The organism is Clostridium sp. CX1 (assembly GCF_025398335.1).
Lineage (GTDB): Bacteria > Bacillota > Clostridia > Clostridiales > Clostridiaceae > Clostridium_AM > Clostridium_AM tanneri.
In genome coordinates, this window is sequence record NZ_JAODOO010000001.1 from 269445 (window position 1) to 295842 (window position 26398).

Sequence of the window (26398 nt, forward strand, 5' to 3'; positions counted from 1 at the left end):
TCATTTATAATTGTTTTCTTCATAATTTCTTTACATGGATTATATATAATGTAACTACAAGGTGATTAAGAAAATTAATTTAAGTTTATGGAGGGATAGCTATGAACTGTCACGGAAATAATAAAGAAAATAATAAGAGTAATAAGCATAATCCATTGAAGCATATGCTTCATATGATAATATGCTGTGGTTTACCTATGTTGCTTGTAGGATTTTTGCCGTTGATAACAAGATTCAGCCCAGGTGCAGGTAGTATAGTTGGGAAAATAGCACCATTTATATGCCCAATAATGATGATTTCAATGATCTTCATGATGATAGGCGGCAACAAAGAAAAAAGCTGCTGCAGCAATTCTGGTAAGGAAAGCAGCACTAAGGAAATAGTATAAATAAGGTGTGATTTTATTGGATATAGTAATTACTGATAGAGCAAAAAAATATTTAGGTAAGAAAAACTGTAACACCATAGTCTTGGACATGACTGTAATGGGAGGAAAAACTTGCTGAAGTGGCTATCGTGCTGAGATTCAGTACATTCCTTCTGTTAGAATGGTATCAAAGGATGAAAATATTCCAGCAGGTTTTTCAGAAATAGATAAGGATGATTTTCATATATTTCTATCTTTTAGATTTAAGTCTGTTGAAGATAAGAGGGTAATTGTAGATTCGAAAAGGGTACTGTTTTCTGAAAATCTTAAAATTATATTAGAATGAATGTGAAATCTGAAATGCTAAAGGGTATTTCAGATTTTTATCTTCATAAAATCTTCATATTATTTTCGTATAATACAAAAAAACGCCAATACTATATGAGATGGTAAAAATTGTAGCATTTCATATTTCTAAGTATTTTGGTAAGATATTTATTATAGACATTATTATGGACTGATAAAGTATACGACTTAATTTAATGCCCAATCTTATAATAAGGACTGAAGTTAAGGAGAGATAACATTGAACAAAAGATTAAAGCAGCTATTAATGGTGCTGGCACTTACAGTAACTGTTAATGGTGTAGTCTATGCGAACCCATCATCAAATGCCACTAATACATATTCAAAGGTTCAAGAACTTGAAAGAGGTATAGAAAATTTGGACAACCAAATAGAAGGGGTAATGGACAAAATCGACCAGAACAAAAATCAAATATTAACAAAGGAAAAGGATATTAAGTCTTCAGAAAATGAATTAAAAGCAGCTGAGACTGAACTCAATAAACAAAGAGAGCTATTTAGTAAAAGGATGAGAGCAATTTACATAAATGGGTCTAGCGGATATTTAGATATGCTCTTAGACTCTAAGGGACTTGGAGACTTTGTTTCAAAGGTTGATATGGCAAAGAGAATTATCAGCTTTGATAATAAAGTTATTTCAAATTACACTGCAAAACAAAAGGATATAGCTAATAAAGTGGACAAGTTGAAAACAGAAAATAAGAACTTATTAGCACTAAAGTCAGAGAATGAGAAGAAATTAGCGGAACTTAATAAAAGTAAAAATGACCAGAAAAAGTTGATAGAAGAAGCTAAAGTGAATCAAAGAGAATATGCATCAGCGGAACAAGCAGAAGTAAGTACAGCGGTAAATCAAGTAGCCAGTATAAGAGCTGCAGCACCAAAGGTAACTTTATCTAGAGGCGGTTCCACTGTAAATTCTGTGGTAAGCAGCGATAACGTTGTAGCATATGCTTCTAATTTTTTAGGAACCCCTTATCTATGGGGAGGAACTTCACCGAGTACTGGATTTGACTGCTCTGGCTTTACTCAGTATGTGTATAATCACTTCGGAATTTCACTAGGAAGAACTACTTACAACCAAATACAAGATGGAGTAGGTGTATCAAGAGATCAGCTGCAGCCAGGGGACTTAGTGTTTTTTGGTAAAGGCGGAAATCCTACTCACATGGGGATATACGTAGGTAATAATGCATATATACATTCCCCACGTACCGGAGATGTAATTAAGATTTCTCCTATGACTAGAGGAGATTACATAACTGGTCGTAGGGTTAAATAGTAAAAATCCTCCTGTTAACTCAATTGATTTTGAATTAACAGGAGAATTTTTATTTATCCAGGCAATTATTATACTCAGGGTTTCATTTTCCTGTTGGATATTATAGTTATAGGAATAAAATTATACTCTTAGAAAAAACTACTCTAAGAGGGGAGCTGGATTAAATGGATAAAGATATAAAGGATTTATTGTTCCATTGATTATAATCTTTACCATATTTAAAGATAGGCAGTTTTTGCTAGATATAGTTTTAATTAGTTCTGTAGCCTCTTTCACCACTATCTGTAGGTTCACCACTATCTGTAGGTTTTGGTGTAATTATTAAAAATATGTGAATAATATAAGAAGAGTATATGATTGAAGGAGTAGATTATGGGCAGCTTTAAATATGGCGAACCTTTAGCAAAAAGGTCAGTAGCCTATCTTAGTTTACTAGGAACAACTCAATTACATTTAAGAAATCCATTTATAATTGCATGTTGGTCAATAGCATTTCCTGGAATGGGACATTTGTTACTATCAAAGTATTTACGAGGATTTTTTTTGTTTATATGGGAAGTGCTTGTAAATCGCAATGCACATATTAATTTGTTGATTCTTTACTCTTTTATAGGGGACTTTGAAAAGGCTAAGGAAGTTGTAGATATTAAGTGGATGTCTTTCTACATACCTACATACCTATTCTCCGTTTGGGACAGTTATAGAACAACAATTGATTTAAACCATGCATATATGTTGGCTGCCAGAGAAGATGCAGAAATTAAACCTTTTAAAATAAGTTCAATAGAAATCAACTATTTAGATAAAAGAAGTCCATGGGTTTCAACAATTTGGTCATTGCTGATTCCAGGTGCAGGCCAACTATACATTCATAGACTTATTACAGCATTCTTTCTTGTTACTTGGTGGATAGTGATATGTTTAAATGCTAATTTTCTTCCAGCAATGCATTATACCTTATTAGGAGATTTTCAACAGGTAAAGTCTACTTTAGATATGCAGTGGCTTTTGAATATCCCATCAGTGTATTTTTTTGCTATGTATGATGCTTATACAAACACAGTTGAGAATAACAAGTTGTTTGATTGGGAACAATCTAAGTTTTTAAAAAAACACTACCAAAATCCAAACTTTGTAATGCCATTAAAGAAGAACCTAGGAGGTGATAATATGTATATTATTTCTACCTTTGAGCATTCAATATATTTAGAGTTAGCTATTACAGCAATTGAGATGAAAGGAATTAAGAAAGAAAATATTATGGCTATTCCTATGGATAAAAAAGGTGAACAAAGAGCCCTATTTGATTCTATTCATGGTTCTGACGGTCTCAGTTTATTTGATTTACCGGCTATCCTTGCTGTTATAGGTGGAATATTTGGAGGGATATATGGTTTTGTCCTAAAGTGGGGGCCTTTACTATGGGGTTTAATTGGTATATCTGTAAGTTTTGCTTTAGGTCTAATCATTAAGTTGATTATAACTAAAAAGTATATTGATAGACAAAGTGATAAAAGGGCAACAGAGGTGGTTATCATAATAGAGTGCATAGAGAGTCAGTTGGAGATGGTCAAGGATATACTCTGGGCTCACAAGGCTCTTGGTGTTAGAAAATTAGATGTGAATAATTCTTAATCCGGCTATATATTTACTAGGAAAAATGAATAGCCAGAAGGAGGTTTTTTTGAGCAAGGAGTATATAATTTATATTGTTGAGGTTATTTTAGTAATTATATTACTATTTCGATTCATTCCTAAAGATAAAATTCGTGAAGCACATGTAGCTTATTTATTTAAACTACTAATAACGTGGTCAGTAGGTTTAGCCGTTGCAGAGTATAGACTAATTGAATATCCTATTAGATTTTTCCCATATGCAACTAAAGCAAGTTTTTTATTTGAATTCTTTTTATATCCTGCTATTTGTGCCATATTCGTAGTTAACTATCCTGAAAAGAAAAGTGCTTTTGCTAAATTTATGTACTACTTTTATTACTGTACTACTTTAACAATTATTGAGGTAATCGAAGAAAGATATACTGATATTCTTACATATATTCACTGGAATTGGTTTATAACCTGGATTAAATTTTTTGTCACATTTTACCTATCACAAAAATATAATAAGTGGTTTTTTAAAAAGTGAAAGTAGCTGCGGTAAAAATAATAAGAAGTGTATCAATAATTTTGTCGATACACTTCTTATTCTGGGGATTTATTTTATAATAAGGGGATAAGTAAATTATAATAGATAAATGTGTAGAACTTATGAAGAAGATAAGTTTATTTTTTTGCTGCTAGTTTTTTATAAATTAGCCTTAAGGATAGTATGCTTATAATTAGTAGAGCTACTATTAATAAAGCAGAATGATAGAAAAATTTTTCTGGCAGTATATTAATAATAGGATCTATTTTAGGGTCAAATAGCCAATAATCATTTCTAAAAAATATTTTATGAAATATAGTAAAAGCAGCGTTAAAATTTATCATAAAGACTGTTAAAAGAACTATAGGAAGAATTATTAGTATTGAAGAAGTTTGTTTTAGAAAGTGAAAATTTTTATTTTTTATATTATTAATAAAACCTATTAAGCTGATGAATCCAGTTATAATCAGCAAAAGATCAATAGAATTAAAAATTTTTTTAACATCCTTAAAGTGAATTTGTCCATATTCTGAATAAGCTATTGAAGGAAGATTGAATTCTTGCTCCTTTGGACTTAATAGATAGTTAATAACATAATCATAGTTTTTTACTATTTCATCCTTGCTAAAATTTGATTGCTCCGGTATATTCAAATATTGAATATCAAAATAGTATAAAGGCTTAAACATAAGTGTTAACTTCACTGCGGTAAAAATAATAAGTAGACTAAAAGTCAAGGAAAATAATATTTGTAGTATTTTATACTCTCTCTTTTTAGATACATTTACCTCATAACCGTAACCTGGTGAGTTCATTTCTTTCACTCCATTCATTGAATTTTAGCATATACAGTAATTATTATAAAAAATAAATATGAAGATAATATGAAGTCTTTTGCCGCTAATATCACCAAATTACAGAAGGATATATATTTAAGTAAGAATATTTTCATTTAGTTAGAGGTATTATAAAGTTAAAAATGATTGGGAGGAGTAAAGTTGAGCTTAAATAGTAAATTAACCACTGCGGAAATTAGCCATCTGTGGAATAGTTATGTTTTTGACTCATTAATACATAACCTATTTTCATATTTTTTAAGTAACGTTGAAGATGAAGATATTAAAAAATATATGGAGTATGTCATTTCTGCAACTAAACAGCATATTACTGATTACGCTAATATTTTTATGGAAGAATGTATACCAGTACCAAGAGGTATACTACCGGAAGATGTAAATACCAATGCCTCCAGATTGTTTTCTGATAAATTTTATATAGTTTACGGAGAAAGTCTGGTAAAATTTGCTTTTAATAACTTTGCTTTGTCATATGTTGAATCTAATCGTGAAGATATTAGAGAGTTATTTAAAGAACGGGTTGACGAATTGAAGGAGGTTCATCAAAATGTAATAAATATACTAGCTTCAAAAGATATTAATCTAAAACCTCCATATATTGATACTCGTAGTAAAATTGAGTTTGTAGAGAATAATGATTTCTTTGCTGGTTATTTAGGAGAAATAAGAAACTTGTCTTCTTTAGAAATCAAGCAGCTTTTTTATAATCAGCTTAGCAATTCTATTGGAAAAGCACTTATGGCAGGATTCAGTCGAGTTGCAAGTTCAAGGGAGATTAAAGATTATTTTACTAAGGGAGCGGAAACGGCAGATAAGTATGTAAAATTATTTTCGGATAAACTTCTAAAAGAAGAGGTGTCTCAATCTATTTCTCTTGATTCAGAGGTATTAACTTACTCTGGAGAAAAATCACCACTATCTGATAGATTTATGCTCAATCATACAGTGTTCTTAAATAGCTTTGGAATTGGCAATTATGGAATATCCTTAGCGCAAAGCCAAAGGCGAGATTTAACTGCTATGTATGGAAAGCTTATTGTTGAAGTAGGGCTTTATGCAAATAAAGGAGTAGACTTATTGATTAATAATAAGTGGCTGGAGCAACCTCCTTTACCAGCACGGAAAAAAAATTAGCTCATAGATGAGGCTAAAGATTGTTTGTCCTTTGAGCATTCAACATCTTTAAACAGAATAGGATATTAAATCTAAATAAAGACAGATAAAATACATAAATTAGTATTATACCTGTCTTTATTAGGGTTTATAATGCAACTATTTAGATTCCCTATAGCTTATACCATTAGGTGTTTTATCAGTAGGTACCGTTGCAATTACTTTATTTTGAGAATTGTCAATTACACTTATAGTATTATCGTACATATTAGTTACATAAACAAATTTGTTATCAGCAGTTGTTACTACTCCGTGGGCACCCTTACCGGTTTCTATTGTAGCTACAGTCTTCTTTGCAGTTAAATCAATTTTGCTTACGGTATTTGAAGGACTGCTCTCAGTACCTTGATTTGCTACAAAGGCAAATTTATCATCAGACTGAAGATATACCTGAGCTGGACCTACGCCTACAGGTATTTTTTCAACCTTATCAGTAGCAAGATCAACTACAGCTAAAATATTTTCACCATTTACAGTTGCCACAAGAGTTTTACCATCACTTGTTATGCCAGTAGTTACAGGAGTCTTTCCAACTTTAATTTTTCTAATCTCTTTAAAGTTTACAATGTCTAGAACACTTATAGTATCTTCATTCATATTAGCTACATAAGCGAATTTATTATCCTTTGAAATACGAAAACCATGAGGACCATTGCCAGTGAAAATTTTACCTACCACATTATAATCCTTTGTATCAATTACTGAGACATTATTATCTTCGTTATTAGTTACTAAGGCATATTTACCATCAGAGGTATACACTACGTGAGCGGGATGCTTACCTACTTCTACTTCTTTTATAAGTTTATTTGTTTCAACATCGTAAAATAATGCAGAACCATTCATACTCATAGTACCGTGTTCTGTCTGACCTTCTTTCATCTTAACAGCTGAAGTAGCAGCTAATACCTTTCCATCCGGTGAAACTTGAACGTTATGAGGAGAACCTTTGTCTTTTATAGTCTCTAATACTTTATTTGTTGCTGCATCTATTTTGGATATACTCCCACCTTCATTAGCAGAATAGTAATAGGAGGCCTTTTTCTCAGATTTGTTTTGACTTTGAGTAGTAGGCTCCTTACTTTGCTTAGAAGTATCATTTTTAGTTTCATTACCGCAGCCTACTAAGGCTATAGTCAGTATTGTTATAGTACCTATAACTTTTAAATACTTGGATTTAAGCACTAAAATCATCCTTTCTTGAAAATAATAATTATTTGTGTATAGTTATTATAATTATTTAGTATGAGGAAATTATCAAGAAATTATTCTGATTTTGTCCAGGGATAAATCCTTCTTTGTGATTCCTATATTAGCTGCTTACGAGTATTAAAAAAACTCTTATAGGCTAGATAACAAGCTACAAAAGACGCTATAGAAGTAGTTGATAAAAGCATAAAGGTAACCATTATTTGATATTTTATAGCATTTATCGGTGAAGTTCCTGCCAGTATTAATCCCGTCATCATACCAGGCAGTGATACAATTCCAAGAGTTTTTGTAGAATCTACAGTTGGAAGCATGCCAGTTCTAATAGAATCTCTAATTATTTCAATAGAAGAGGTGTAAATATCTGCTCCAAGAGCAAGTTTAGTTTGTACTTCTTCTCTCTTATTTTTAAAATCTGCACTCATTTGCTTAAAGCACAAGCCTAGGGCAACCATTGAATTACTTATAATCATTCCACCTACAGGGATAATTTGATAGGGTTCGTATTTAATTGCTCTTGAAAATATGAGTATGAATAGTGTAATTGACGTTCCTAAGGTAATTCCTATAAAGGAAATAGCTAAAGCATTCTTTATTTCTTTACCTCTCTTAGCACAATTATAGGAAGCATTGAAGGTCATAAAAACTAATAATAGAGTTGTAAAAAGGGGACTTTTTAAACCAAATATGTAGTTAAGTATGTATCCTACAATTATTAATTGAATTACAGCTCTAAGTGCACCAACTATTATTTCTCTTTCTAGTTTCAATTTCTGCCAGTATGAAAATAGGAGAGATAGAGCTACTAGAGAGGAAGAAATCAGTAGGGAATATATGCTCATGTTTGCACCGTTGCTCATCTTATCACCTCCACAGATTTAATTCTTCCACTTTCAATGGTTACCACTTTATTTGCAAACTTTACACTTTGCTCAGGATTATGTGTAATCCAAAGTATAGTAATACCATCTTTATTCAAAGCTTCAATAACATCTTCAACAATTAAGGTATTGTCTACATCTAGAGCCGAAGTAACTTCATCTAAAAGGAGTATTTCAGGTTTAAATATCAGTGTTCTAATAAGGGCTATTCTCTGTTTTTCTCCTCCTGAAAGGTTTTCAATACTTTTATTTAGATAATTCTTATCCAAGCTAAAGGTATGTAATAGTTCTTCTATTCTATTAAGGTCTGCTTTCATATTTCTTATGGCATAGGGAAAGTTTAAGTTATCCATAACAGTATCCCTAAAAAGTTGTGGGGTTTGAAAGCAATAGGATATGTTTTTCCTAAGCTCAACAGGATTATATTCAATAAAAGGTTTATTTTTATAAAGAATAGTTCCTGAAGTGGGGCTGATCAGGTGGGAGCAGATTTTAAAAAGTGTACTCTTGCCACCACCGGAGGGGCCAACTAATGAAACAAAATCACCGGAATTTATTGATAGACTTATGTTTTCTAGTATTAAATCATTGTGGTGAACATAGCATAGATTTTTAAGTTCTAGTAAGGACAATAACAACACCTCCCAGATTAAGGATATTCTAATTATAATATTATAATGCAACAAAAATTAAAGTCAAATTTGTATTGGAGGTTAATGGTGAAGGAATGTTTTAGGTAAGGGAGTAGCCCCTAAAATTAGATTCTAGGGGCCTTAAGTGATATTTCAGCTTAAAATATAAATAATAAACTAAATAACAGGTCATGGTATTAAAAAAACTTATAGTTTAAATTTATTTACTTGCTCCATCATGTCCTTTGTCAGTTCACTTAATTTTTGTGCTGTATGGGCAACTTCCTGGGAAGAGGAGCTCATTTCTTCCGAAGATGCCGCTATTTCTTCTGATGAAGCAGATATTTCCTCTGCTATAGAAGAGGCATTTTCAATCTGAGTACTTATCTCATTTTTGTTTTTTTCAAGGCCTACAGCTGAGCTGCTTACCTCTTCAATTTTAGGGTTAATATCTTCAACAGCTTCAATTATTTTTCTAAATGAATGAATTACACTGCCAATGTTAGTTAATTGGTTTTCAAGCTCACTATTCACAATAACACTGTCATTTACAATAATGCCAGCTTCTTGAGATATATTACTAATAAGTAAATTAATATCCTTAGATGAAGTCTTAGACTGTTCAGCAAGCTTTCTTATTTCTTCTGCTACAACTGAAAAGCCTCGACCTGCTTCTCCTGCTCTTGCAGCCTCTATAGCTGCATTTAAAGCAAGCAGGTTAGTCTGCTCAGCAATGCTATTTATAAGGTTAGTAATTTCGTTAACTTTGTTTATATTTTCGCCAAGTCCTGATATTTTATTAGTAAATTCTTTAAATAGGTCACTTATTTTAGTTATTGAATTAATAGTTACCTGCATGCTTTCATTACTTTTACTAGCCATAATGCCTACTTCTTTTGAATTGTCATCAATATTCTTGATTGATAGCACCATATTATCTAATTGTTCACTGAAATCACCTACTATGCCTGATATACTTGCTAAATCTCCTGCTTGTACACCAGTTCCATTTGCAACATCTTGTATTGCCCCTGCAACATTTTCCGAGGATGAAGCCATTTCTTCTGAGATAGTAGATAAGTTTTCTGAGTAATCTTCTATAGTATAGGATTTATTCTTAACTACTTCTATCATATTAGAAATATTGGTTACTGTTTCAGCAAGTGTTTTTTTCATAATGCCAAATTCACTTTTTTCATTTGTTTCAATCTCTACAGTAAAATCTCCCTTTGATAAAACTTCTAATTTGTTTATCATATCTCTAGAAGATTTTTTTATTGTTATAATTATGGTAGCTGCTATTAGTAAAAATATTGTCATTAAAGTAACGCCTAAATAAAAAATACTATTTCGTGTAGCAATAAAAAGGTCATCACTTTGTGAATTTACTTTATTTGCATCTTTCTCTGCATCTGCCACAAGAGTTGCCAAAGCAGCTTCTGCCTTGCTTCCTAAACTATCTAGCTGAGCAATATCTTCTTTTGAAAAATTTTCACCTTTACTTAACTTTACGTTTAGTTTTTCCCATAAGTTCATATAGTTAGAGTATGTCTCTTCAAATTTAATAACATCTTCTTTTTCATCAGTATCTATACTATTCTTATAGCCTTTTAATTTAGTATCAATTACATTCTGATAGCTTTTAATTTTATTATTAACTTCAGGGTTATAAGTAGCATTTGCACTACTTACCTGAATTCTAATTATTAAATAGCTTGATCGTATATCTGCTATTTCAGTAATAGGAACAAGCTGAGTTTTATACATTGATGTCATATTGTCGTTAACAATGGTAACCCCTCTTATACCTAAAAACCCTAAAATAAAAATGGAAAGTAATGCTGATACTGCTAGAAAATAAATTCCACTAGTAAGTTTAATATTTGAGATTTTTTTCATCATAATATTCCTCCGTAAGTACTGTATTTTAATAGTCTTATATCATTATATAAGCGTTGCTATTACTTGGCAATATATAAATAAATATACATATTTATTACTTTTATTTACAATAGTTTCCCTTTCTAGCTCAATTTTTGTCAGTATGAAAGTAGGGGAGATAGAGCTATAAGAGAGGAGGAAATCAGTAGGAAATATACGCTCATGTTTGCGCCGGTATTAATCTTATTATTCAATAGATTTGATATTTGCACTATCCTTTGTTTTGTTCTCCTTTTGATAGTGTATAAAACATCATTATTTATAAAAAATAAGAGCTGCAAGAAATTATTATTCTTACAGCTCACAAATATACATAGTTTAGCTAATGGTTATAGCATAACATAACAGTATACATTAGGAGAAAAAAGAACAATTTTCTTGCATAAGTACAACAAAATAAACAGAACATATCCGTTTAGCTTTCTATCACATTGCACTTTAAAAACTAGCAAGAAAATTTAATCATTGTTTCACCTCAAGTTTCAAATTTATTCATATTGCATCACTATAGGTTGAAAAAATCAACAGCTGAGTCAAGAATTCTGTTTATTCTCATGACATATTAGAAATTTTATAGTTCATCTATAGCTTAAATTTATTTACTTGCTCTATCATGTCCTTTGTCAGTTCACTTAATTTTTGTGCTGTATGGGCAACTTCCTGGGAAGAGGAACTCATTTCTTCCGAAGATGCTGCGATTTCTTCTGATGAAGCAGATATTTCTTCTGCTATAGAAGAGGCGGCTTCAACTCGAGTGCTTATCTCATTTTTATTTTTTTCAAGGACTACAGCAGAGCTGCTTACCTCTTCAATTTTAGGGTTGACATCTTCAACAGCCTCAATTATTTTCTTAAATGAATGAATCACACTGCCAATGTTAGTTAACTGCTTTTCAAGCTCATTATTTACCATTACACTATTGTTCATAATTATGTCAGTTTCTTGAGATATATTATTAAGAAGTAAATTAATATCCTCAGATGAAGTCTTAGACTGTTCAGCAAGCTTTCTTATTTCTTCTGCTACAACTGAGAAGCCTCGACCTGCTTCTCCTGCTCTTGCGGCTTCTATAGCTGCATTTAAAGCAAGCAGATTAGTCTGATCAGCAATGCTGTTTATAAGGCCGGTAATTTCGTTAACTTTGTTTATGTTTTCGCCAAGTCCCGATACTTTACTAGTAAACTCTTTAAATAAACCATTTATATTAGTTATTGAACTAATAGTTATCTGCATATTTCCATTACTTTCATTAGTCATAACAGCTACTTCTTTTGAATTGTTGTCAATGTCTTTAATTGATAATACCATCTTATTTAATTGTTCACTAAAATCATTTATTATACCGGATATGCTTACTAAATCTCCTGCTTGCACACTAGTTCCTTTAGCAACATCCTGTATTGCTGCTGCAACGTTTTCTGAGGATGAATCCATTTCTTCTGAGATAGCAGACAAATCCCCTGAGTGATTTTCAATAATATAAGATTTATCCTTAATTAATTTTATCATATTAGAAATATTGTATACTGTTTCAGCAAGTGCTTTTTTCATAATACCAAATTCACTTTTTTCATCAGTTTCAATCTGTACGGTAAGATCCCCTTTTGATAAAATTTCTAATTTATTTATCATATCTTTAGAAGATTTTTTTAATGTTGTAACTATAAAAGCTCCAATTGTTAAAGACATTACCATTAAAGCAACGCCTAAATAAAAAAGATTATTTCTTGTAGTAATAAAAATAGCATCACTTTCTAAATTTAATTTTTGTGCATCCTTCTCTTCATCTGCAAGGAGAGTTGCTAAGGCATCTTCTGCTTTGCTTCCAAAATCATTCAGCTTAGCCAAATCTTCTTCTGAAAATTTTTCACCATTACTTGATTTTGTGCTGAGTTTTTCCCATAAACTCATATAGTTAGAATATGCCTCTTCAAATTTATCTACCTCTTTTTTCTCATAACTATCTAGGCTGTTTTTATAGTCTTTTAATTTAGTATCAATTATACTCTGATAGTTTTTAATTTTATTGTTAACTTCTGGAGTATAATTACTGTTTCCATTACTTACCTGAATTCTAATTCTTAAATAATTTGATCGTATATTAGCTAATTCGGTAATAGGAATAAGCTGATTTTTATACATTGATGTCAGATTTTTGTTAACAGTGGCAACCCCTCTGAGGCCAAAAAAACCTATAACAAAAATAGACAATAGTGCCGCTAAGTTTAAAAAATGAATTCCACTAGTAAGTTTAATATTTGATATCTTTGTCATTTTTAGCATTCCTCCGTAAGTACTGTATTTTAATAGTCTTATATCATTATATAAGCGTTGCTATTACTTGGCAATACATACTTATTTCAAAGAGGAACTAGAAGCGTATTGTTCCACAAAATTAAAAAAACTCTGTCACCTTTTCTAAAAATATCGGTATATATTAGGTGAAAGGAGTTGGTAAATATGGCTGCAACAGCAACAAAATTAAGCACTACATTAATAATTAAGTACATTGACGGGGTGGATTCAAAGGGAAAGGACATTATAAAAAGTCAGAGTTTTTCAAAGGCTAAAGTCTCTGCTGCAGAACAGGATTTATTTGATGTAGCAAAGGAAGTTGAAAAGCTTATAGGTAAGACTTTAGATCAAGTTTTAAGGGAAGATCAAAGTGTAATAACTAATCGATAGTTCCTTGACAGTAACAAAAAATCATTCATATTAAGTCACTGCAAACTAAGTGAAAAGGGGGAAGGATGCCATGAGTAAAACTCTAGTAATGAATTTTTTAAATGAGGAAGGAAAAAAGACGGCAGTAAGAGTTAACAACGTTAGAGAGGATCTAACAGACCTTGAGGTAAAGGCTGCTATGGATGTCATAATTGCTAGAAATATCTTCACATCCACTGGTGGGGATTTAAAACTTATAGACTCAGCGGAGCTAGTTGATAGAAGTACTACTGAGCTTAAAGTTAAATAATATTAAGTAATATTAAGTAATAAGTAAAGCAGCTAGCTAGAAAGTTAGCTGCTTTATTCTATAGAGAAATTATTAAATAAAAAAGGAGTGATTAGATGAGTGCAGAATTTTTAACAACTGTAGGCAATTTAGGATTTCCTATAGCGGTATCCGTTTATCTATTAGTTAGATTTGAAAGTAAACTTGAAGTACTTACTTTAAGTATAAATGATCTTTCTATTACCATAAGGCAAAATTTAAACTCTTCGAAAGGATAATTTTACTGTTATTACCTATATAGTTGAAAATAAAAATATACGAAAATGGGACAGAATTTTTAGGTAAAACTCTGTTCCATTTTTATTTTTTGCAATTTCTTAAAAAGAATATGAAAGCAGAAATAATATACACCAGAAATGAGAATAAACTACACTAACACAAGTAAATTCAGGTAAATTGTCTTTAAATGACAGAAAAAAATCACAGGAAAACCTCAACAAATTTAGCGAAAAATGAGTATGTATTATGCATAAAGAATTAAGAATGTATTTATGCGGTCATTATAGTTCATAAAAGCCTAATTTTCTCAGACAAGGTCTGAAAATATCATAGTAAATGGGGGATGGGGTAATGGATTGTAAGGAGAAGAACATATCATTCTTAAAAGATGTAAGGAACATGAAGGAAGAAGCCTTATTAGAACTAAACAACATGTTTATGGGTTATGCAATAAATGAATACTTTCAATTTGGCAGAAGTGCTGATTATCGATGATTTATTTAAGGGAAAGATTAATGAATCGGATATAAATATTATTTTTGAAATAGTAAATTACAGATACATGAATAATCTGCCTATTATCGTGTCCTCAGAGTTTACTCCAGAAGAACTTTTATATTTTGATGAGGGGATAGGAAGCAGGATTATTGAGATGTGCAAAGACTATATTGTGGAGATTGAGGGAAGGGAGAATAATTACAGAGTTAAATAGTTGGCATAGGAACTTAGGAGTTCAAGTATCTGCCTTTTTTATGAAACTTAGGGGACTTTTTGCTATAAAAGTTTATATGTATATAAAATTCCTAAATACAAACAATATTATAGTATGAAAAGTTAATTCTATTAAAGGTACTGGCTAAGACACTGCTTAGTTAAAGGACAGCACCTTTTTAGCCATGAAATAAATTTAGAAATTTGCACAACTAAATAAGGAGATAGAAACCAATGAAGAAAAAGGTAATAACAACAGCAGCAGTTCTTTTAGTAATAGCAGCAGTCCTTTCTTTAGGAATATACAGCAAAAGAAAAAATCAAGTTAAACCAGTAAAAACAGCAGTGGTGAAAAAAGGAGACATTAAGGCGTATCTCTCTACTACTGCAGTTATAAAATCAAAAAATGCAAAGGACTATTTTGGCACTCAGTTAAAAATAAGAAATGTGAGAGTGAAGGTAGGAGATGCTGTTGCAAAGGGACAAAATCTCATTAATTATGATTTATCAGAGCTTAGTTCTCAAGTTAACCAGGCGCAGCTTCAATATGATAATGCCCTCCTTCAAAAAAGAGAATTAGTAAGTCAAAGGGATTCCATAAACTCAAGGATTAATGAGTTAGATAAAAAAATTAAGGAACTGGAAAAAAGCAGCGATTTAAGTTCAAAAGCAGCCCTTTCTGGACTTCAGCAGCAGAGAAGTGCACTTCAACCTATACCGGAATCAAAATTGCAGCAGGCGGATAACTCCGTGGCACTGGCCAAATCAGCTTTAGATGCTGCTAATTCAAAACTAAGTGCTGTTAGCAGTGGAATTGTATCTCAATTGGATGGGGTAGTAACCTCTTTAACTGCAGTAGAGGGGGCAGTACCAAATCCATCTCAACCATTGGTTACGGTACAGGACTTAAATAATTTAAAAGCAGTAGTGTCGCTGGGAAAATATGATGCGGAAAAGGTAACCTTAGGACAGGAGGCTAGTATAAAAAGCGGAGGCAGTGTCTTCAAAGGAAGGCTTTCCTTTCTGAGCCCTGCTGCATCAAAGCCTTCTTCCCCTGCTGGTGGAGAGACAACTCTTGAAGGTGATATAGATATTTTGGATAAGGATACAAATCTAAAGGTAGACTTTGATGTAGATGTAGATATACTGCTGGACAGTAAAAGTAATATTTTAAAAGTACCAGTAGAGGCTATAAAAAGTGATAAGTATGGCAATAGTTATGTTTTTGTAAACAGTAGTGGTATTGCAACGCAAAGGAACATAAAGACAGGAATTAAATCAGATACAGAGGCAGAGGTCTTGCAGGGACTTTCCGGTGGAGAAAAACTTATCTTAAATCCAGGCAGTGTTATTAGCAACGGAACTAAAGTAAAGGAAGCTGCTTAAGGAGGATGCCATGCTTGAAGTAAAGGATATAGTTAAAACCTATAATACAGGAGAAATAAGTTTTACAGCATTAAAAAAGGTAAGTCTTAAAATAGAAAAGGGAGAGTTTACTGCCATAATGGGACCTTCTGGTTCAGGAAAATCTACCTTTATGAATATTTTAGGGTGCTTAGATAAAATGGATGAAGGCAGCTATATATTAAATAACAAGAACATCACTAATTTAAAAGAAGAGGAGCTTGCTGCAATAAGAAATAAGGAAATTGGCTTTGTTTTTCAAGCCTTTAACTTACTTCCTCGTATGACCATCTTAGAAAATGTAGAACTTCCTATGGTTTATGCTGGCATCTCAGAAAAGCTTAGAAAAGAAAAGTCTATGACAGCCCTTGAAAAGGTCGGTTTAAAGGATAGAATAAAGCACAGACCAAATGAAATTTCTGGTGGACAAAAGCAGAGGGTTGCTATAGCAAGAGCTATAGTGAATAATCCTGCAGTGATTATGGCAGATGAGCCTACTGGAAACTTAGATACTAGATCTACTTTAGAAATATTAAGGATTTTTCAGGATTTAAATAGAGAAGGTTCTACTATAATAATGGTCACTCATGAGCCGGAGGTGGCAAAGCACACTAAGAGAATAGTAAAGTTTACTGACGGGGAAATAGTAAGTGATGAACAAGTTAAAGATAGGGTAATTATAGAATAGCAGAAGGAGAGGAGAAAGGCAGAGCTTATTTAGTGTAGGTGAATTTAAGCTTTACTTGCATAGGATTGCCTAAGAATATGAATATAAAAGAAAATTTTAAAATAGCGATAGAAAGTGTAAAAGCAAATAAAATGAGATCCTTTCTCACCATGCTTGGAATTATTATAGGCATAAGCTCAGTAATAGCTATAGTTTCACTAGGACAGGGTGGGCAGAATGCTATTACCGGTGAATTTGAAAAAATAGGAGCTGCCTCTGTAAGTATCAAAGTGAATCAGCAGAAGGCAGACAAAAGTGACTATATAACCTTAAAGGATGTAGAACAGATAAAAGAGAGAATTCCTACTGTAAAATATGTATCTCCTACCTTGCAGAAACAAGGAATAGTAAGCTCTGATATTAAATCCAAAAGGGCCTTTATAACAGGAGCCAATGAAGATTATGGAAATATTGGTGATACGGAACTGATATATGGAAGATACTTTAATAGAGAAGAATATTTAGAAGGAAAGCCTACAATAGTAATAGATAATATTACTGCAAAAGCTCTCTTTGGCTATGAAGATGCAGTGGGCAAAACCGTTAATCTTGGAGCTAAAATTTTTCCAAAGAAGGCAACTATAATAGGAATATCAAAAAATCAAATGGGAATGTTTGGAGGAGCAGATGAGAATATGCCAGCTATGATATCAGCTCCTGCAACCTTTGTACAGCAGTTATATCCCAGTGAGAACCTTATTGAGTCCATAGTTGTAGTAGCTGTTGCAAAGGAAGATAGTGAAAATGCAGGTAATGGAGCTATAAGCATTCTGGAAAACAGACATAACAATGCTGGGAGAGATATCTATAGCGCAGAAAGTCTCTTGAAACAGTTAGACCAGATTAACAAGGTACTGGGGATTTTCACAGCCTTTATTAGTGCAGTAGCTGGCATATCCTTATTAGTTGGAGGAATAGGTGTAATGAATATTATGTTGGTTTCCGTAACGGAAAGAACAAGAGAAATAGGCATAAGAAAGGCAATAGGGGCTACCACTAGAAACATATTAATGCAGTTTCTAACAGAGTCTCTTATCATTGCTCTAATAGGTGGAATAATTGGCATGATTCTTGGTATTTTAGGCTCATATTTTATCGGAAGCTTTGCAGGAATAACTCCTGTTGTATCCCCTAAGGTTATACTGGCTGTTATACTGTTTTCTTCAGCAGTTGGAATATTTTTTGGTATATATCCTGCTAAGAAAGCAGCGGATCTGGACCCTATTGATGCTTTAAGACATGAATAAAGAGAGGTAATAATTTTAGTATATTTACAAGGCTCCTTTCATTGATTTATAATGATTTCTAAGGATTCCTTCAACTAGGATCAGGTGGGGTAAGACTCCATCTGATTCTAGTTTTACTTCATATTTTTAGATTGGGGAAAGAGTTATGAATAAAGATTTATTAGAAAAAACATTGCTGCATATTAGAAAGAGATTTGAAAATGATTATAGTGGACATGATTACTATCACAGTGTTAGGGTTTATAAATTAGCTACTCATATTTGCAGAGAAGAAAAGGCTGATTTAGAAATAGTTCAATTAGCTTCTCTGCTGCATGATGTTGATGATTATAAATTATTTCACGGAAATCCAGGCACCTGTTCAAATGCAGAAACCTTTTTAAGGGACAATAATATAGAGGATACAAAGATAAAGGCTATATGTGATATAATCTCCTCAATATCTTTCAAAGGGACAGGCACACAGGTTCCTGCAAGCAAAGAAGGGAAAATAGTACAGGATGCAGATAGATTAGATGCAATTGGGGCTATTGGTATTGCAAGAACCTTTGCATATGGAGGTAGTAAAAATAGAGCTTTGCATATACCTAATGAAAAACCTAAGGGCAATATGAGCTTTGAGGAGTATTCTTCATCTAATGGAACTACTATAAACCACTTTTATGAAAAACTTTTAAAATTAAAAGATTTAATGAATACAGAAACTGCTAAAAGAATAGCTAAATCCAGACATCAATATATGGAGAGTTTTTTATCAGAGTTTTTTAATGAATGGGATGGAATAATGTAGGAGGTATACAGCAGATCTTATGAAAACATCACCATGAATTAACCGTATTCCAAGGGCTAAGTCCTTAGAATACGGTTAATTCTTTCCTTTGAAAATTCTCAGGATTATCTTCTGTAATTACCTTAAATTCATATTTTTTCTCTACAATATTCAATTTATAATTTAGAACAGTACCAGCAACATTTACTTAGAAGGCCGCCAATAAAATTCTGGTGTATTATTTGTAATAGTTCTAAATTCATATCCAAGTTTTTTGTAATGCTGAATAATTTGAGGTAATGCTTTAGATGTATTCACATTTATATTATTACAGTGCATGAGAAAGACAATATAGGGTATTCCGCTACCTCTTGCAATTGCTTCTTTAGCAAACTCTTCTGGAGAAGAATAGGGTTTTGTTCCATCTGAAATGGAAGCATTCCAATCATAGACCTTAAAATTGTTATTATGCAATTTTACTAAAAAATCATTGTTTAAGTAGCAATTACTTCCATAGGGAAACCTAATAATGTTAGGTTTGATGCCTATTACCCTATTTATTTCTTCTGATGTTTTTATCATTTCCTCAATAAATGAATTTTCACTTGAATAAATTTGTTTGTATTGGTGGCTGTAAGTATGTAAGCCTATACTGTGACCTTCCTTATAAATTCTTTTTAATACATCTTCGCTACCTTTAACATTGTTTCCTATTATGAAAAAGGTGGCTTTTACATTTTGCTCTTTTAAAACATCTAAGATATTATTAGTTACAATTGAACTAGGGCCATCATCAAAGGTTAAATAGATTATATTTTTATTAGCACTTGAAAAAGCTGCCTTAGAGTTAGATGTTTTAATACTATAATTAGAAGTTGTTACAAGTATATATGCAAAAAATATTAAAAGAAAGAATAATGTTTTTATCTTTCGTTTCATAATACATTCATCCCTTCCGTAGATTTTAATGAAGTTTTAAATAAACCTAACTTCCAATGTCAAAGAACTACTATATTGCATAGTAGTACCAACACTTTGAGTTATCAGTTATACTACCTCATAAATTTTATATGTGATGACAGATATAACAAAACTTTTGACTGCACTAAAAACAGGTGTGTACATCTATCAAACACACCGGTATCCAGTGCACCCAAATTTTTCTGTAGTATCATTCATATGTTGTTCACAAAGGAACTTTTTATCCATTTATGTGTATAAGAAAAAATCTGATTTTAGCGTCACCCCAGCCTAAATCCCAAGGCACATGATATCTATCTGTAGTATGGGAGTTTACTAGAGGATAACCATGAGAATCAAAACCTGTTACTACTGCAAAGTGATCTATATTTCCTCTACCTTTTTCATAAGCAACTAAGTCACCAAGTTGTAATTTTCCAACTGCTCCATTAGGAAGAGTTTCTGACGGCTTAGTTAACTCCTTGAAGGTACCAACGCTAATAACACTTCCTCTTCCACTGCCTACTAAATAACTCTTTAAACCATCTGCATTAGCCCAAGCTCGACTACCTGAGGTCCAAGCACCACCAATAGGCATACCGCCTCCTTCTTTATCACCTAATACTTGGGAGACATAATTGGTACAATCTCCACCTATACCGTTATAATCATTATATTTTTTATTGTATTTAAAATTATTACCACTTCCCCAAGCTGCTCCACAGTATTTATCCGCATAAGCAACAGCCTTTTCGCGGTCGTAAAAACGTTTGTAATAGCTTCCTGCTTGATAAGTTGTATCTAGCTTATCTCTGAGAGTATCTATAAGATTTAACCTTGGTGAAAAATTGGACACATCACTAGAATAACTATGTAAGGCATCTTCAAAGCAGTCTGTATACCAATCGTTATAAATAACCCACTTGTCATTCTTTTTAATCAAGCTTGCAGTGTGTCTTATACCAACACCAAAAGAGTTAATTGAAGAGTCAGTATCGTTGTTATAAGAATAGTCAAACTTATAGGATTCTTCTAAAGCTATCTTTATTGTATCTCCTTTAGGGTAAATTTTTTTTATTCTTATTGCAGACTCTATTTTACTAAATACTATATTTCTTTCCCTTGCCCAATCAACAAGATATTTTACACGTTTAATTTCATGCGCGAGTGACCATTTGCCGTACTTTTTCGAAGTATCAAAAAGTGTATTTAAAGAGGAAATATCACCAGAGACAAGGGCTTTTGAACGCTCATTATATATTCTTTCAACTTCAAGTTTTAATTCATTTTGATCAACTGGCTCAGAATTAGTAGAAGCATAGGCATTATAGCTTAAACTGGAAAAACTAAATAAAAAAATAAATAATGCTAACAACAATTTTTTTATAGAACTAAAATATGTATTCAGCCTGCATTCCTCCTTGTAGAAACCTTTATAATTCAATAGTATTATTTTAACCAAAAAAACTATATTTACTTGATACAAGTTTTGGTTTTTGTAATTCTTTATTGTTAATATTTATGGTATAATATAGAAAAATTTAATGTTTATGGGGGGATACTGATGGATTATAATATTGAAGATGAAAAAGTTAAACGTTTAATTGAAATAGGCTCCATATTTGAGAGCATGGGAGTTGACTCAGTAGAGTTAGCAGAAAGTATTAAAGAACATATTCAAAACTGTCCAGGCGGCAAAGCCTGTCTAGAAAAGCTTGTTTCTAAAAATAATCCATAAATAGAAAAGTTTATGTAAAAAGCAGATGAGCAAGGTAAACTAAGAATGTCGACCTTATAGGACAGAAAAGTTCTAGTATTATATAAAAATAAGCTGGCAGCATAAGGCCAGCTTTTAAAATGACTTTATAGTGAAAATATTTCTGGTTCATCAGTAAAAGAAGAAATGGTAGCTGTTCCCTCGGTAAAGTATAAAACTGCGAAAATTCCATCATTAGCATTATACATAGACTTTAAGTTTTGCACCAATAATATTAGCCTATCTCATATTTAGAATTTTATATATTTCCAAATTAGCTTTCAAAACATTTACTCTAGGCTCACCAAATATTCCAAGCTGTTTACCATCTGTATATTTGTCAATTATTTTATTTAATTGAACTTCGCCTATACCCGTTGCTTTAGCTATAGCAGGGATTTGAAGCTGTGCAGCTTTAGGGCTTATATGGGGATCAAGCCCAGAACCAGAAGCAGTTAAAAGATCTGCAGGCAGCTGATCTTTTCTAATATCAGGATTTGCCTTTAGAAAAGCATCCATATCCTTTTGAACTCTTTCCGCTAAGGCAGGATTGCTCGGTGCAAGATTTTGAGAACCAGAGGAAACTCCTAAGTAAGCGGTTTTTCCTTCATTATCCGGTTTTGTGTCTGCTTCTGTATAGGTATTGTAATTTACTGCTGATGGTCTTCCTTTAAAAAATCTTGCATCACTGAAGCTTTGCCCTAAAACCTCAGAACCTACCTTTTTTCCACCTATTTCTATAATACTTCCCTTAGCCTGCCTTGGGAAAACAAGCTGGCTTAATCCTGTCATTAACAGTGGATAGCCTATTCCGCATATAATTAATAAAACAATACTTAAAAGAAAAGCCTTTTTTATAATTTTCATAGACCTTCATCCTTTCAATTAAAGCCATATTTATAGGTTACCTATAAATCACTTCTTAATCTTTTAACAATGAAAATTTATAGTCAAAACTATTTTTTCATCAGCCCTAAGCAAGGTTTAATATTTTAAGTAGTGGTGTAATAGCAATATCAATTATTTTAATTCCTATAAAAGGAGCAATTAAACCACCAACACCAAATATCAGCACATTTCTTGCCAGCAGCATAGATGCCTTCATAGGCTTATATTTTACCCCCTTCATTGCTATAGGTATCAATAGAGGTATAATTATAGCATTGAAAACTAGAGCTGAAATTATAGCACTTCGTGAACTTTGAAGCCTCATAATATTTAAAAGATTCATCTGTGGTATAGCAGCAGCAAACATAGCTGGAATAATAGCAAAGTATTTGGCAACATCGTTTGCTATACTAAAGGTTGTAAGTGCACCTCTTGTTATTAAAAGCTGTTTTCCTATTTCTACAACTTCAAGTATTTTTGTTGGGTCAGAATCCAAATCCACCATATTAGCAGCTTCCTTTGCTGCAACGGTTCCGCTGTTCATAGCAAGACCAACGTCAGCTTGTGCAAGGGCAGGGGCGTCATTTGTACCATCTCCTGTCATGGCAACAAGCTTTCCTTCTCTCTGTTCTTTTTTAATAACCGCTATTTTATCCTCTGGCTTGCACTCTGCAACAAACTCATCTACTCCCGCTTCCTTTGCAATAGTTGCAGCAGTTAAAGGGTTGTCTCCTGTACACATTATAGTTTTTATGCCCATCTCTCTAAGTCTATCGAACCTTTCTATAAGACCAGGCTTTACTGTATCTTTTAGGTATATAACTCCTAGAATATTTTTATCTACAGATACTACAAGAGGAGTGCCACCCAGCTTTGATATTTTTTCAGTTATCTTATCAAGATCTTCAGGTATTATACCTCCCAGTTCTTTAACAAAGTCTTTAATACTATCTGCAGCACCTTTTCTAATGTGTGTGCCGTTCTTTAGGTCTAAGCCGCTTTTTCTTGTTTGTGCTGTAAATTCTATAAAGTCACAGCCTTCATATTCTTTAGTGTTAACTGAAATTGCAAGCTTACTAGCAAGTTCTACTATAGATCTTCCTTCAGGAGTTTCATCTTTAATTGAAGATATAAGAGCAAATTTGGTTAACTCATTCTTAGAAATATTATCAACGGGATAAAAATCAGCAGCCATTCTGTTACCAAAAGTTATTGTACCTGTTTTATCTAGTATCATAGTACTTACATCTCCGCAGGCTTCTACAGCTTTACCAGACATGGCAATAACATTAAAACGAGTAACTCTGTCCATACCTGCTATACCTATTGCAGAAAGCAGTCCCCCTATAGTAGTAGGAATAAGACACACTAACAGAGCTATTAGTGTTGCTGCATTAATAATTACTCCTGAATAGTTAGCCATAGGAAGTAATGAAACAATAACAACTAAGAATATTATAGTTAAACTGACCAATATGGTATTTAAAGCAATTTCATTTGGAGTCTTCTGTCTTGAAGCTCCCTCAACTAAGGATATCATTTTATCTAGAAAAGACTCTCCTGGAGTTGCAGTTATCCTAATTTTTAGGAAGTCACTTACTACCTTCGTTCCACCTGTGACAGAGCTGAAATCACCGCCTGCTTCCTTAACCACTGGAGCAGATTCCCCTGTTATGGCAGACTCATCTACAGTAGCTATGCCTTCGATAACTTCACCATCGTTTGGTATGATATCTCCAGCTTCTACTAATACAATGTCATCTTTTTTTACTTCATTTGAACTGACAATTTTTATACTGTTGTTTGAACCAAGAAGCTTTGCATTAGTATCCTTACGGGTTTTCTTTAAGCTGTCCGCTTGTGCCTTTCCTCTGCCTTCAGCAATTGATTCTGCAAAGTTTGCAAAGAACACGGTAATAAGAAGTATTATAAATACTAAAGCATTATAGAGTCTTAAATTTTCACCTTTATCTCCAAATATATTTGGGAATATAGTTAAAATCAGGGTAATTGCTGCTCCAAGCTCTACTATAAACATAACAGGACTTTTAATCATGTAGGCTGGGTTTAGCTTAACAAAAGCATCCTTTATTGCTTTAGTAACAATTTCTTTAGACATAAATTTATTTTTACCTTTTTTATTCATATATAATCTCTCCTCACTATCTCCAAAGAGTTAAGTGTTCTGCTATAGGCCCTAATGATAAGGCTGGGAAAAAGGTTAAAGCTGCCACGATAATAATTATAGAACTAAGCATAACAACAAACATGGAGTTATCTGTTCTAAAGGTTGAATCTGTAACTGGAACTGGATTCTTTTCTGCTAAAGAGGCTGCTACTGCAAGTAGAAGTATTATACTCATATATCTTCCAAAGAACATTACAAGTCCAGTAGCAGTATTCCAAAAGATTGTGTTATCTGCTAAGCCCTCGAAGCCTGACCCGTTGTTAGCAGCAGAGGAAGCAAATTCATATAGCACTTGGCTTAAACCATGGAAGCTGGGATTTGTTATTCCCGCCATGTCGCCTTGAGTTATTAGAGCAATAGCAGAAGGTATCAAAATTATTACTGGGTGTACAAGAATAGCTATAGCAATCAGCTTCATTTCTTTACCTTCTATTTTTTTTTGGAGAAATTCTGGAGTTCTTCCAACCATAAGCCCGCATAGAAATACTGTCAATATGATGTACATAAGCATATTCATAAGGCCTACACCTTTACCACCAAAGACAACATTAAGCATCATTTGCCATAGTGGAACTAAGCCACCAAGTGGAGTTAAAGTATCGTGCATATTGTTCACTGCTCCCGTAGTAAAAGCTGTAGTAACAGTTGTAAACAAGGAAGATCCAGCTATACCAAACCTTACCTCCTTACCCTCCATGCTTCCCATTAATTGGCTCAAGCCAAGCTTTCCAAGTATAGGATTGCCTGCTTTTTCTGATATATAACATAGGGTAAGAGAAGTTATAAATAAAACAGACATAGCCGCAAATATGGCATAGGCTTGTTTTTTATTTTTTAGCATGTGACCTAATGCAAGCACTAAAGCTCCAGGCAGTATCATCATAGATAACATGTTAATTAGATTACTAAGAGGTGTTGGGTTCTCAAAGGGATGTGTTGCATTTGCCCCAAAAAATCCCCCTCCGTTTGTACCTATATGCTTAATTGCTTCTAAGGAAGCTACAGGACCTAAGGGTATATCTTGAAGTTTTCCTTCTATAGTATTAATTGTAAGATTAGAAGATAGAGTTTGTGGTGTTCCCTGCCATACCAATAATAAAGTAACTATTACTGAAAGTGGAAGAAGCACTCTTGTGTGAATTCTTACTAAGTCTACAAAAAAGTTCCCAAAGCTTTTCTTTCCTGATAAACCTCTTATAAAAGCTACTGCTGCTGAATAACCAGTACCTGCTGAGGTAAACATTAAATAAGTAATAGCAGCCATTTGACTTAAATAAGAAAGTCCAGATTCTCCAGAGTAGTGCTGGAGGTTTGTGTTGGTTATAAAACTTATAGCTGTGTTAAAGGATAGGGATTGTTCCATAGGCTTTATGCCATTTGGATTAAAAATTCCCATACCTTGAAGTCTAAAAATTAAATATACTATAAGTGTCATTACTGCATTTGTAACTAATAAAGATAAAAGATAGGTTTTCCAGTTCATCTCTTCCTCTTTTATACCTGTAATTTTGTATATTAACTTGTCCACAGGATTTAGAACAGAATCTAACAACGTTTTTTTCTTTACAGAAACTTTATATAAGTATTTTCCTAAAGGAATAGCAATTAAAATAAACAGCCCTAAGGATATTACAATTTGTAGAATGTCCATTTATGCTTCC

General features: G+C 32.6%; 26 protein-coding genes and 1 pseudogene. 16 read left to right on the forward strand and 11 right to left on the reverse strand.

The annotated features are described in order from the left end of the window. The first annotated feature begins 101 nt into the window (after positions 1 to 101). From N4T77_RS01215 to N4T77_RS01235, 5 genes are all read left to right on the forward strand, one after another. Positions 102 to 389, forward strand: coding sequence for a hypothetical protein (locus N4T77_RS01215; protein WP_261669887.1), 288 nt, complete (start codon positions 102 to 104; stop codon positions 387 to 389). A 160-nt stretch (positions 390 to 549) separates the two neighbouring features. Further along, positions 550 to 714 (forward strand): hypothetical protein, encoded by a 165-nt coding sequence (locus tag N4T77_RS01220; protein WP_261669888.1) that lies wholly within the window; start codon positions 550 to 552, stop codon positions 712 to 714. Positions 715 to 954: 240 nt separating this feature from the next. Further along, positions 955 to 2016, forward strand: a complete 1062-nt coding sequence (locus N4T77_RS01225) for a C40 family peptidase (protein ID WP_261669889.1) — start codon at positions 955 to 957, stop codon at positions 2014 to 2016. 372 nt (positions 2017 to 2388) lie between these two features. Further along, complete coding sequence (locus tag N4T77_RS01230) at positions 2389 to 3651, forward strand: hypothetical protein (protein WP_261669890.1); 1263 nt, start codon at positions 2389 to 2391, stop codon at positions 3649 to 3651. A gap of 49 nt (positions 3652 to 3700) precedes the next feature. Then, positions 3701 to 4162, forward strand: coding sequence for a CBO0543 family protein (locus N4T77_RS01235; protein WP_261669891.1), 462 nt, complete (start codon positions 3701 to 3703; stop codon positions 4160 to 4162). 137 nt (positions 4163 to 4299) lie between these two features. On the opposite strand, the gene N4T77_RS01240 is transcribed toward N4T77_RS01235, so the two are convergent. Then, a complete protein-coding gene (locus N4T77_RS01240; RefSeq protein WP_261669892.1) occupies positions 4300 to 4977 on the reverse strand; it encodes a TIGR01906 family membrane protein in 678 nt (225 codons plus the stop codon). A 183-nt stretch (positions 4978 to 5160) separates the two neighbouring features. On the opposite strand from N4T77_RS01240, the gene N4T77_RS01245 reads away from it, so the two are divergent. After that, positions 5161 to 6153 carry a DUF3231 family protein gene (locus tag N4T77_RS01245; RefSeq protein WP_261669893.1) on the forward strand — a complete coding sequence of 331 codons (993 nt, stop codon included), beginning with the start codon at positions 5161 to 5163 and terminating at the stop codon, positions 6151 to 6153. Positions 6154 to 6291: 138 nt separating this feature from the next. Here N4T77_RS01245 and N4T77_RS01250 read toward each other — a convergent pair whose 3' ends face one another. From N4T77_RS01250 to N4T77_RS01270, 5 genes are all read right to left on the reverse strand, one after another. Further along, positions 6292 to 7377 carry a YncE family protein gene (locus N4T77_RS01250; RefSeq protein WP_261669894.1) on the reverse strand — a complete coding sequence of 362 codons (1086 nt, stop codon included), beginning with the start codon at positions 7375 to 7377 and terminating at the stop codon, positions 6292 to 6294. A gap of 122 nt (positions 7378 to 7499) precedes the next feature. Next, entirely contained in the window at positions 7500 to 8261 is a 762-nt protein-coding gene (locus N4T77_RS01255; protein WP_261669895.1) for an ABC transporter permease, read from the reverse strand. Further along, a complete protein-coding gene (locus tag N4T77_RS01260) occupies positions 8258 to 8914 on the reverse strand; it encodes an ATP-binding cassette domain-containing protein (protein ID WP_261669896.1) in 657 nt (218 codons plus the stop codon). The genes N4T77_RS01255 and N4T77_RS01260 overlap by 4 nt, the downstream gene beginning before the upstream one ends. Positions 8915 to 9121: 207 nt before the next feature. Next, entirely contained in the window at positions 9122 to 10816 is a 1695-nt protein-coding gene (locus tag N4T77_RS01265) for a methyl-accepting chemotaxis protein (protein WP_261669897.1), read from the reverse strand. Between the two features lie 621 nt (positions 10817 to 11437). After that, complete coding sequence (locus N4T77_RS01270) at positions 11438 to 13129, reverse strand: methyl-accepting chemotaxis protein (protein WP_261669898.1); 1692 nt, start codon at positions 13127 to 13129, stop codon at positions 11438 to 11440. A gap of 186 nt (positions 13130 to 13315) precedes the next feature. Between N4T77_RS01270 and N4T77_RS01275 the strand changes: the two genes are divergently transcribed. The 9 genes and pseudogenes from N4T77_RS01275 to N4T77_RS01315 all read left to right on the forward strand — a co-directional run bounded on the left by N4T77_RS01275 (position 13316) and on the right by N4T77_RS01315 (position 18966). Next, complete coding sequence (locus N4T77_RS01275; protein ID WP_261669899.1) at positions 13316 to 13540, forward strand: DUF1659 domain-containing protein; 225 nt, start codon at positions 13316 to 13318, stop codon at positions 13538 to 13540. Positions 13541 to 13610: 70 nt separating this feature from the next. Further along, the gene (locus N4T77_RS01280) at positions 13611 to 13829 is read left to right on the forward strand and encodes a DUF2922 domain-containing protein (RefSeq protein ID WP_261669900.1); all 219 of its coding nucleotides are present in this window, start codon (positions 13611 to 13613) and stop codon (positions 13827 to 13829) included. A 95-nt stretch (positions 13830 to 13924) separates the two neighbouring features. Beyond that, positions 13925 to 14086 carry a YvrJ family protein gene (locus tag N4T77_RS01285; protein WP_261669901.1) on the forward strand — a complete coding sequence of 54 codons (162 nt, stop codon included), beginning with the start codon at positions 13925 to 13927 and terminating at the stop codon, positions 14084 to 14086. Positions 14087 to 14438: 352 nt separating this feature from the next. Continuing rightward, positions 14439 to 14582 (forward strand): hypothetical protein, encoded by a 144-nt coding sequence (locus tag N4T77_RS01290; protein ID WP_261669902.1) that lies wholly within the window; start codon positions 14439 to 14441, stop codon positions 14580 to 14582. Continuing rightward, a pseudogene (locus N4T77_RS01295) lies at positions 14566 to 14799 on the forward strand (DNA replication protein); the annotation flags it as partial. The gene N4T77_RS01290 and the pseudogene N4T77_RS01295, both read left to right, overlap by 17 nt. Before the next feature lie 233 nt (positions 14800 to 15032). Continuing rightward, positions 15033 to 16184, forward strand: a complete 1152-nt coding sequence (locus N4T77_RS01300) for an efflux RND transporter periplasmic adaptor subunit (RefSeq protein ID WP_261669903.1) — start codon at positions 15033 to 15035, stop codon at positions 16182 to 16184. A gap of 10 nt (positions 16185 to 16194) precedes the next feature. Next, the gene (locus tag N4T77_RS01305) at positions 16195 to 16890 is read left to right on the forward strand and encodes an ABC transporter ATP-binding protein (RefSeq protein WP_261669904.1); all 696 of its coding nucleotides are present in this window, start codon (positions 16195 to 16197) and stop codon (positions 16888 to 16890) included. A gap of 77 nt (positions 16891 to 16967) precedes the next feature. Further along, a complete protein-coding gene (locus N4T77_RS01310) occupies positions 16968 to 18176 on the forward strand; it encodes an ABC transporter permease (protein WP_261670011.1) in 1209 nt (402 codons plus the stop codon). Positions 18177 to 18321: 145 nt separating this feature from the next. Then, entirely contained in the window at positions 18322 to 18966 is a 645-nt protein-coding gene (locus N4T77_RS01315) for an HD domain-containing protein (RefSeq protein ID WP_261669905.1), read from the forward strand. Positions 18967 to 19149: 183 nt separating this feature from the next. On the opposite strand, the gene N4T77_RS01320 is transcribed toward N4T77_RS01315, so the two are convergent. Further along, positions 19150 to 19884: a polysaccharide deacetylase family protein gene (locus tag N4T77_RS01320; RefSeq protein ID WP_261669906.1), complete on the reverse strand. Its 735-nt coding sequence runs from the start codon at positions 19882 to 19884 to the stop codon at positions 19150 to 19152. A gap of 262 nt (positions 19885 to 20146) precedes the next feature. After that, positions 20147 to 21349, reverse strand: coding sequence for an amidase domain-containing protein (locus N4T77_RS01325; protein ID WP_261669907.1), 1203 nt, complete (start codon positions 21347 to 21349; stop codon positions 20147 to 20149). Positions 21350 to 21469: 120 nt separating this feature from the next. Between N4T77_RS01325 and N4T77_RS01330 the strand changes: the two genes are divergently transcribed. Beyond that, complete coding sequence (locus N4T77_RS01330; RefSeq protein ID WP_261669908.1) at positions 21470 to 21643, forward strand: hypothetical protein; 174 nt, start codon at positions 21470 to 21472, stop codon at positions 21641 to 21643. Between the two features lie 258 nt (positions 21644 to 21901). Here the strand turns inward: N4T77_RS01330 and N4T77_RS01340 are convergent, their stop codons facing one another. The 3 genes from N4T77_RS01340 to kdpA form a co-directional block, all read right to left on the reverse strand. Beyond that, positions 21902 to 22528 carry a K(+)-transporting ATPase subunit C gene (locus tag N4T77_RS01340; RefSeq protein ID WP_261669909.1) on the reverse strand — a complete coding sequence of 209 codons (627 nt, stop codon included), beginning with the start codon at positions 22526 to 22528 and terminating at the stop codon, positions 21902 to 21904. Positions 22529 to 22634: 106 nt separating this feature from the next. After that, on the reverse strand, positions 22635 to 24695 hold the full coding sequence (gene kdpB, locus N4T77_RS01345) for a potassium-transporting ATPase subunit KdpB (RefSeq protein WP_261669910.1): 2061 nt from the start codon (positions 24693 to 24695) through the stop codon (positions 22635 to 22637). Positions 24696 to 24711: 16 nt separating this feature from the next. After that, positions 24712 to 26388 carry a potassium-transporting ATPase subunit KdpA gene (gene kdpA, locus N4T77_RS01350; RefSeq protein ID WP_261669911.1) on the reverse strand — a complete coding sequence of 559 codons (1677 nt, stop codon included), beginning with the start codon at positions 26386 to 26388 and terminating at the stop codon, positions 24712 to 24714. Positions 26389 to 26398: the final 10 nt, after the last annotated feature.

What these genes read in the sequence shown, in the direction of transcription:
- N4T77_RS01215 (WP_261669887.1), top strand. Translation starts at nt 102, where the DNA reads ATGAACTGTCACGGAAATAATAAAGAAAATAATAAGAGTAATAAGCAT.
- N4T77_RS01220 (WP_261669888.1), top strand. Translation starts at nt 550, where the DNA reads ATGGTATCAAAGGATGAAAATATTCCAGCAGGTTTTTCAGAAATAGAT.
- N4T77_RS01230 (WP_261669890.1), top strand. Translation starts at nt 2,389, where the DNA reads ATGGGCAGCTTTAAATATGGCGAACCTTTAGCAAAAAGGTCAGTAGCC.
- N4T77_RS01240 (WP_261669892.1), bottom strand. Translation starts at nt 4,977, where the DNA reads ATGAACTCACCAGGTTACGGTTATGAGGTAAATGTATCTAAAAAGAGA.
- N4T77_RS01255 (WP_261669895.1), bottom strand. Translation starts at nt 8,261, where the DNA reads ATGAGCAACGGTGCAAACATGAGCATATATTCCCTACTGATTTCTTCC.
- N4T77_RS01265 (WP_261669897.1), bottom strand. Translation starts at nt 10,816, where the DNA reads ATGATGAAAAAAATCTCAAATATTAAACTTACTAGTGGAATTTATTTT.
- N4T77_RS01270 (WP_261669898.1), bottom strand. Translation starts at nt 13,129, where the DNA reads ATGACAAAGATATCAAATATTAAACTTACTAGTGGAATTCATTTTTTA.
- N4T77_RS01275 (WP_261669899.1), top strand. Translation starts at nt 13,316, where the DNA reads ATGGCTGCAACAGCAACAAAATTAAGCACTACATTAATAATTAAGTAC.
- N4T77_RS01280 (WP_261669900.1), top strand. Translation starts at nt 13,611, where the DNA reads ATGAGTAAAACTCTAGTAATGAATTTTTTAAATGAGGAAGGAAAAAAG.
- N4T77_RS01285 (WP_261669901.1), top strand. Translation starts at nt 13,925, where the DNA reads ATGAGTGCAGAATTTTTAACAACTGTAGGCAATTTAGGATTTCCTATA.
- N4T77_RS01290 (WP_261669902.1), top strand. Translation starts at nt 14,439, where the DNA reads ATGGATTGTAAGGAGAAGAACATATCATTCTTAAAAGATGTAAGGAAC.
- N4T77_RS01300 (WP_261669903.1), top strand. Translation starts at nt 15,033, where the DNA reads ATGAAGAAAAAGGTAATAACAACAGCAGCAGTTCTTTTAGTAATAGCA.
- N4T77_RS01305 (WP_261669904.1), top strand. Translation starts at nt 16,195, where the DNA reads ATGCTTGAAGTAAAGGATATAGTTAAAACCTATAATACAGGAGAAATA.
- N4T77_RS01310 (WP_261670011.1), top strand. Translation starts at nt 16,968, where the DNA reads ATGAATATAAAAGAAAATTTTAAAATAGCGATAGAAAGTGTAAAAGCA.
- N4T77_RS01315 (WP_261669905.1), top strand. Translation starts at nt 18,322, where the DNA reads ATGAATAAAGATTTATTAGAAAAAACATTGCTGCATATTAGAAAGAGA.
- N4T77_RS01320 (WP_261669906.1), bottom strand. Translation starts at nt 19,884, where the DNA reads ATGAAACGAAAGATAAAAACATTATTCTTTCTTTTAATATTTTTTGCA.
- N4T77_RS01330 (WP_261669908.1), top strand. Translation starts at nt 21,470, where the DNA reads ATGGATTATAATATTGAAGATGAAAAAGTTAAACGTTTAATTGAAATA.
- N4T77_RS01340 (WP_261669909.1), bottom strand. Translation starts at nt 22,528, where the DNA reads ATGAAAATTATAAAAAAGGCTTTTCTTTTAAGTATTGTTTTATTAATT.
- kdpB (WP_261669910.1), bottom strand. Translation starts at nt 24,695, where the DNA reads ATGAATAAAAAAGGTAAAAATAAATTTATGTCTAAAGAAATTGTTACT.
- kdpA (WP_261669911.1), bottom strand. Translation starts at nt 26,388, where the DNA reads ATGGACATTCTACAAATTGTAATATCCTTAGGGCTGTTTATTTTAATT.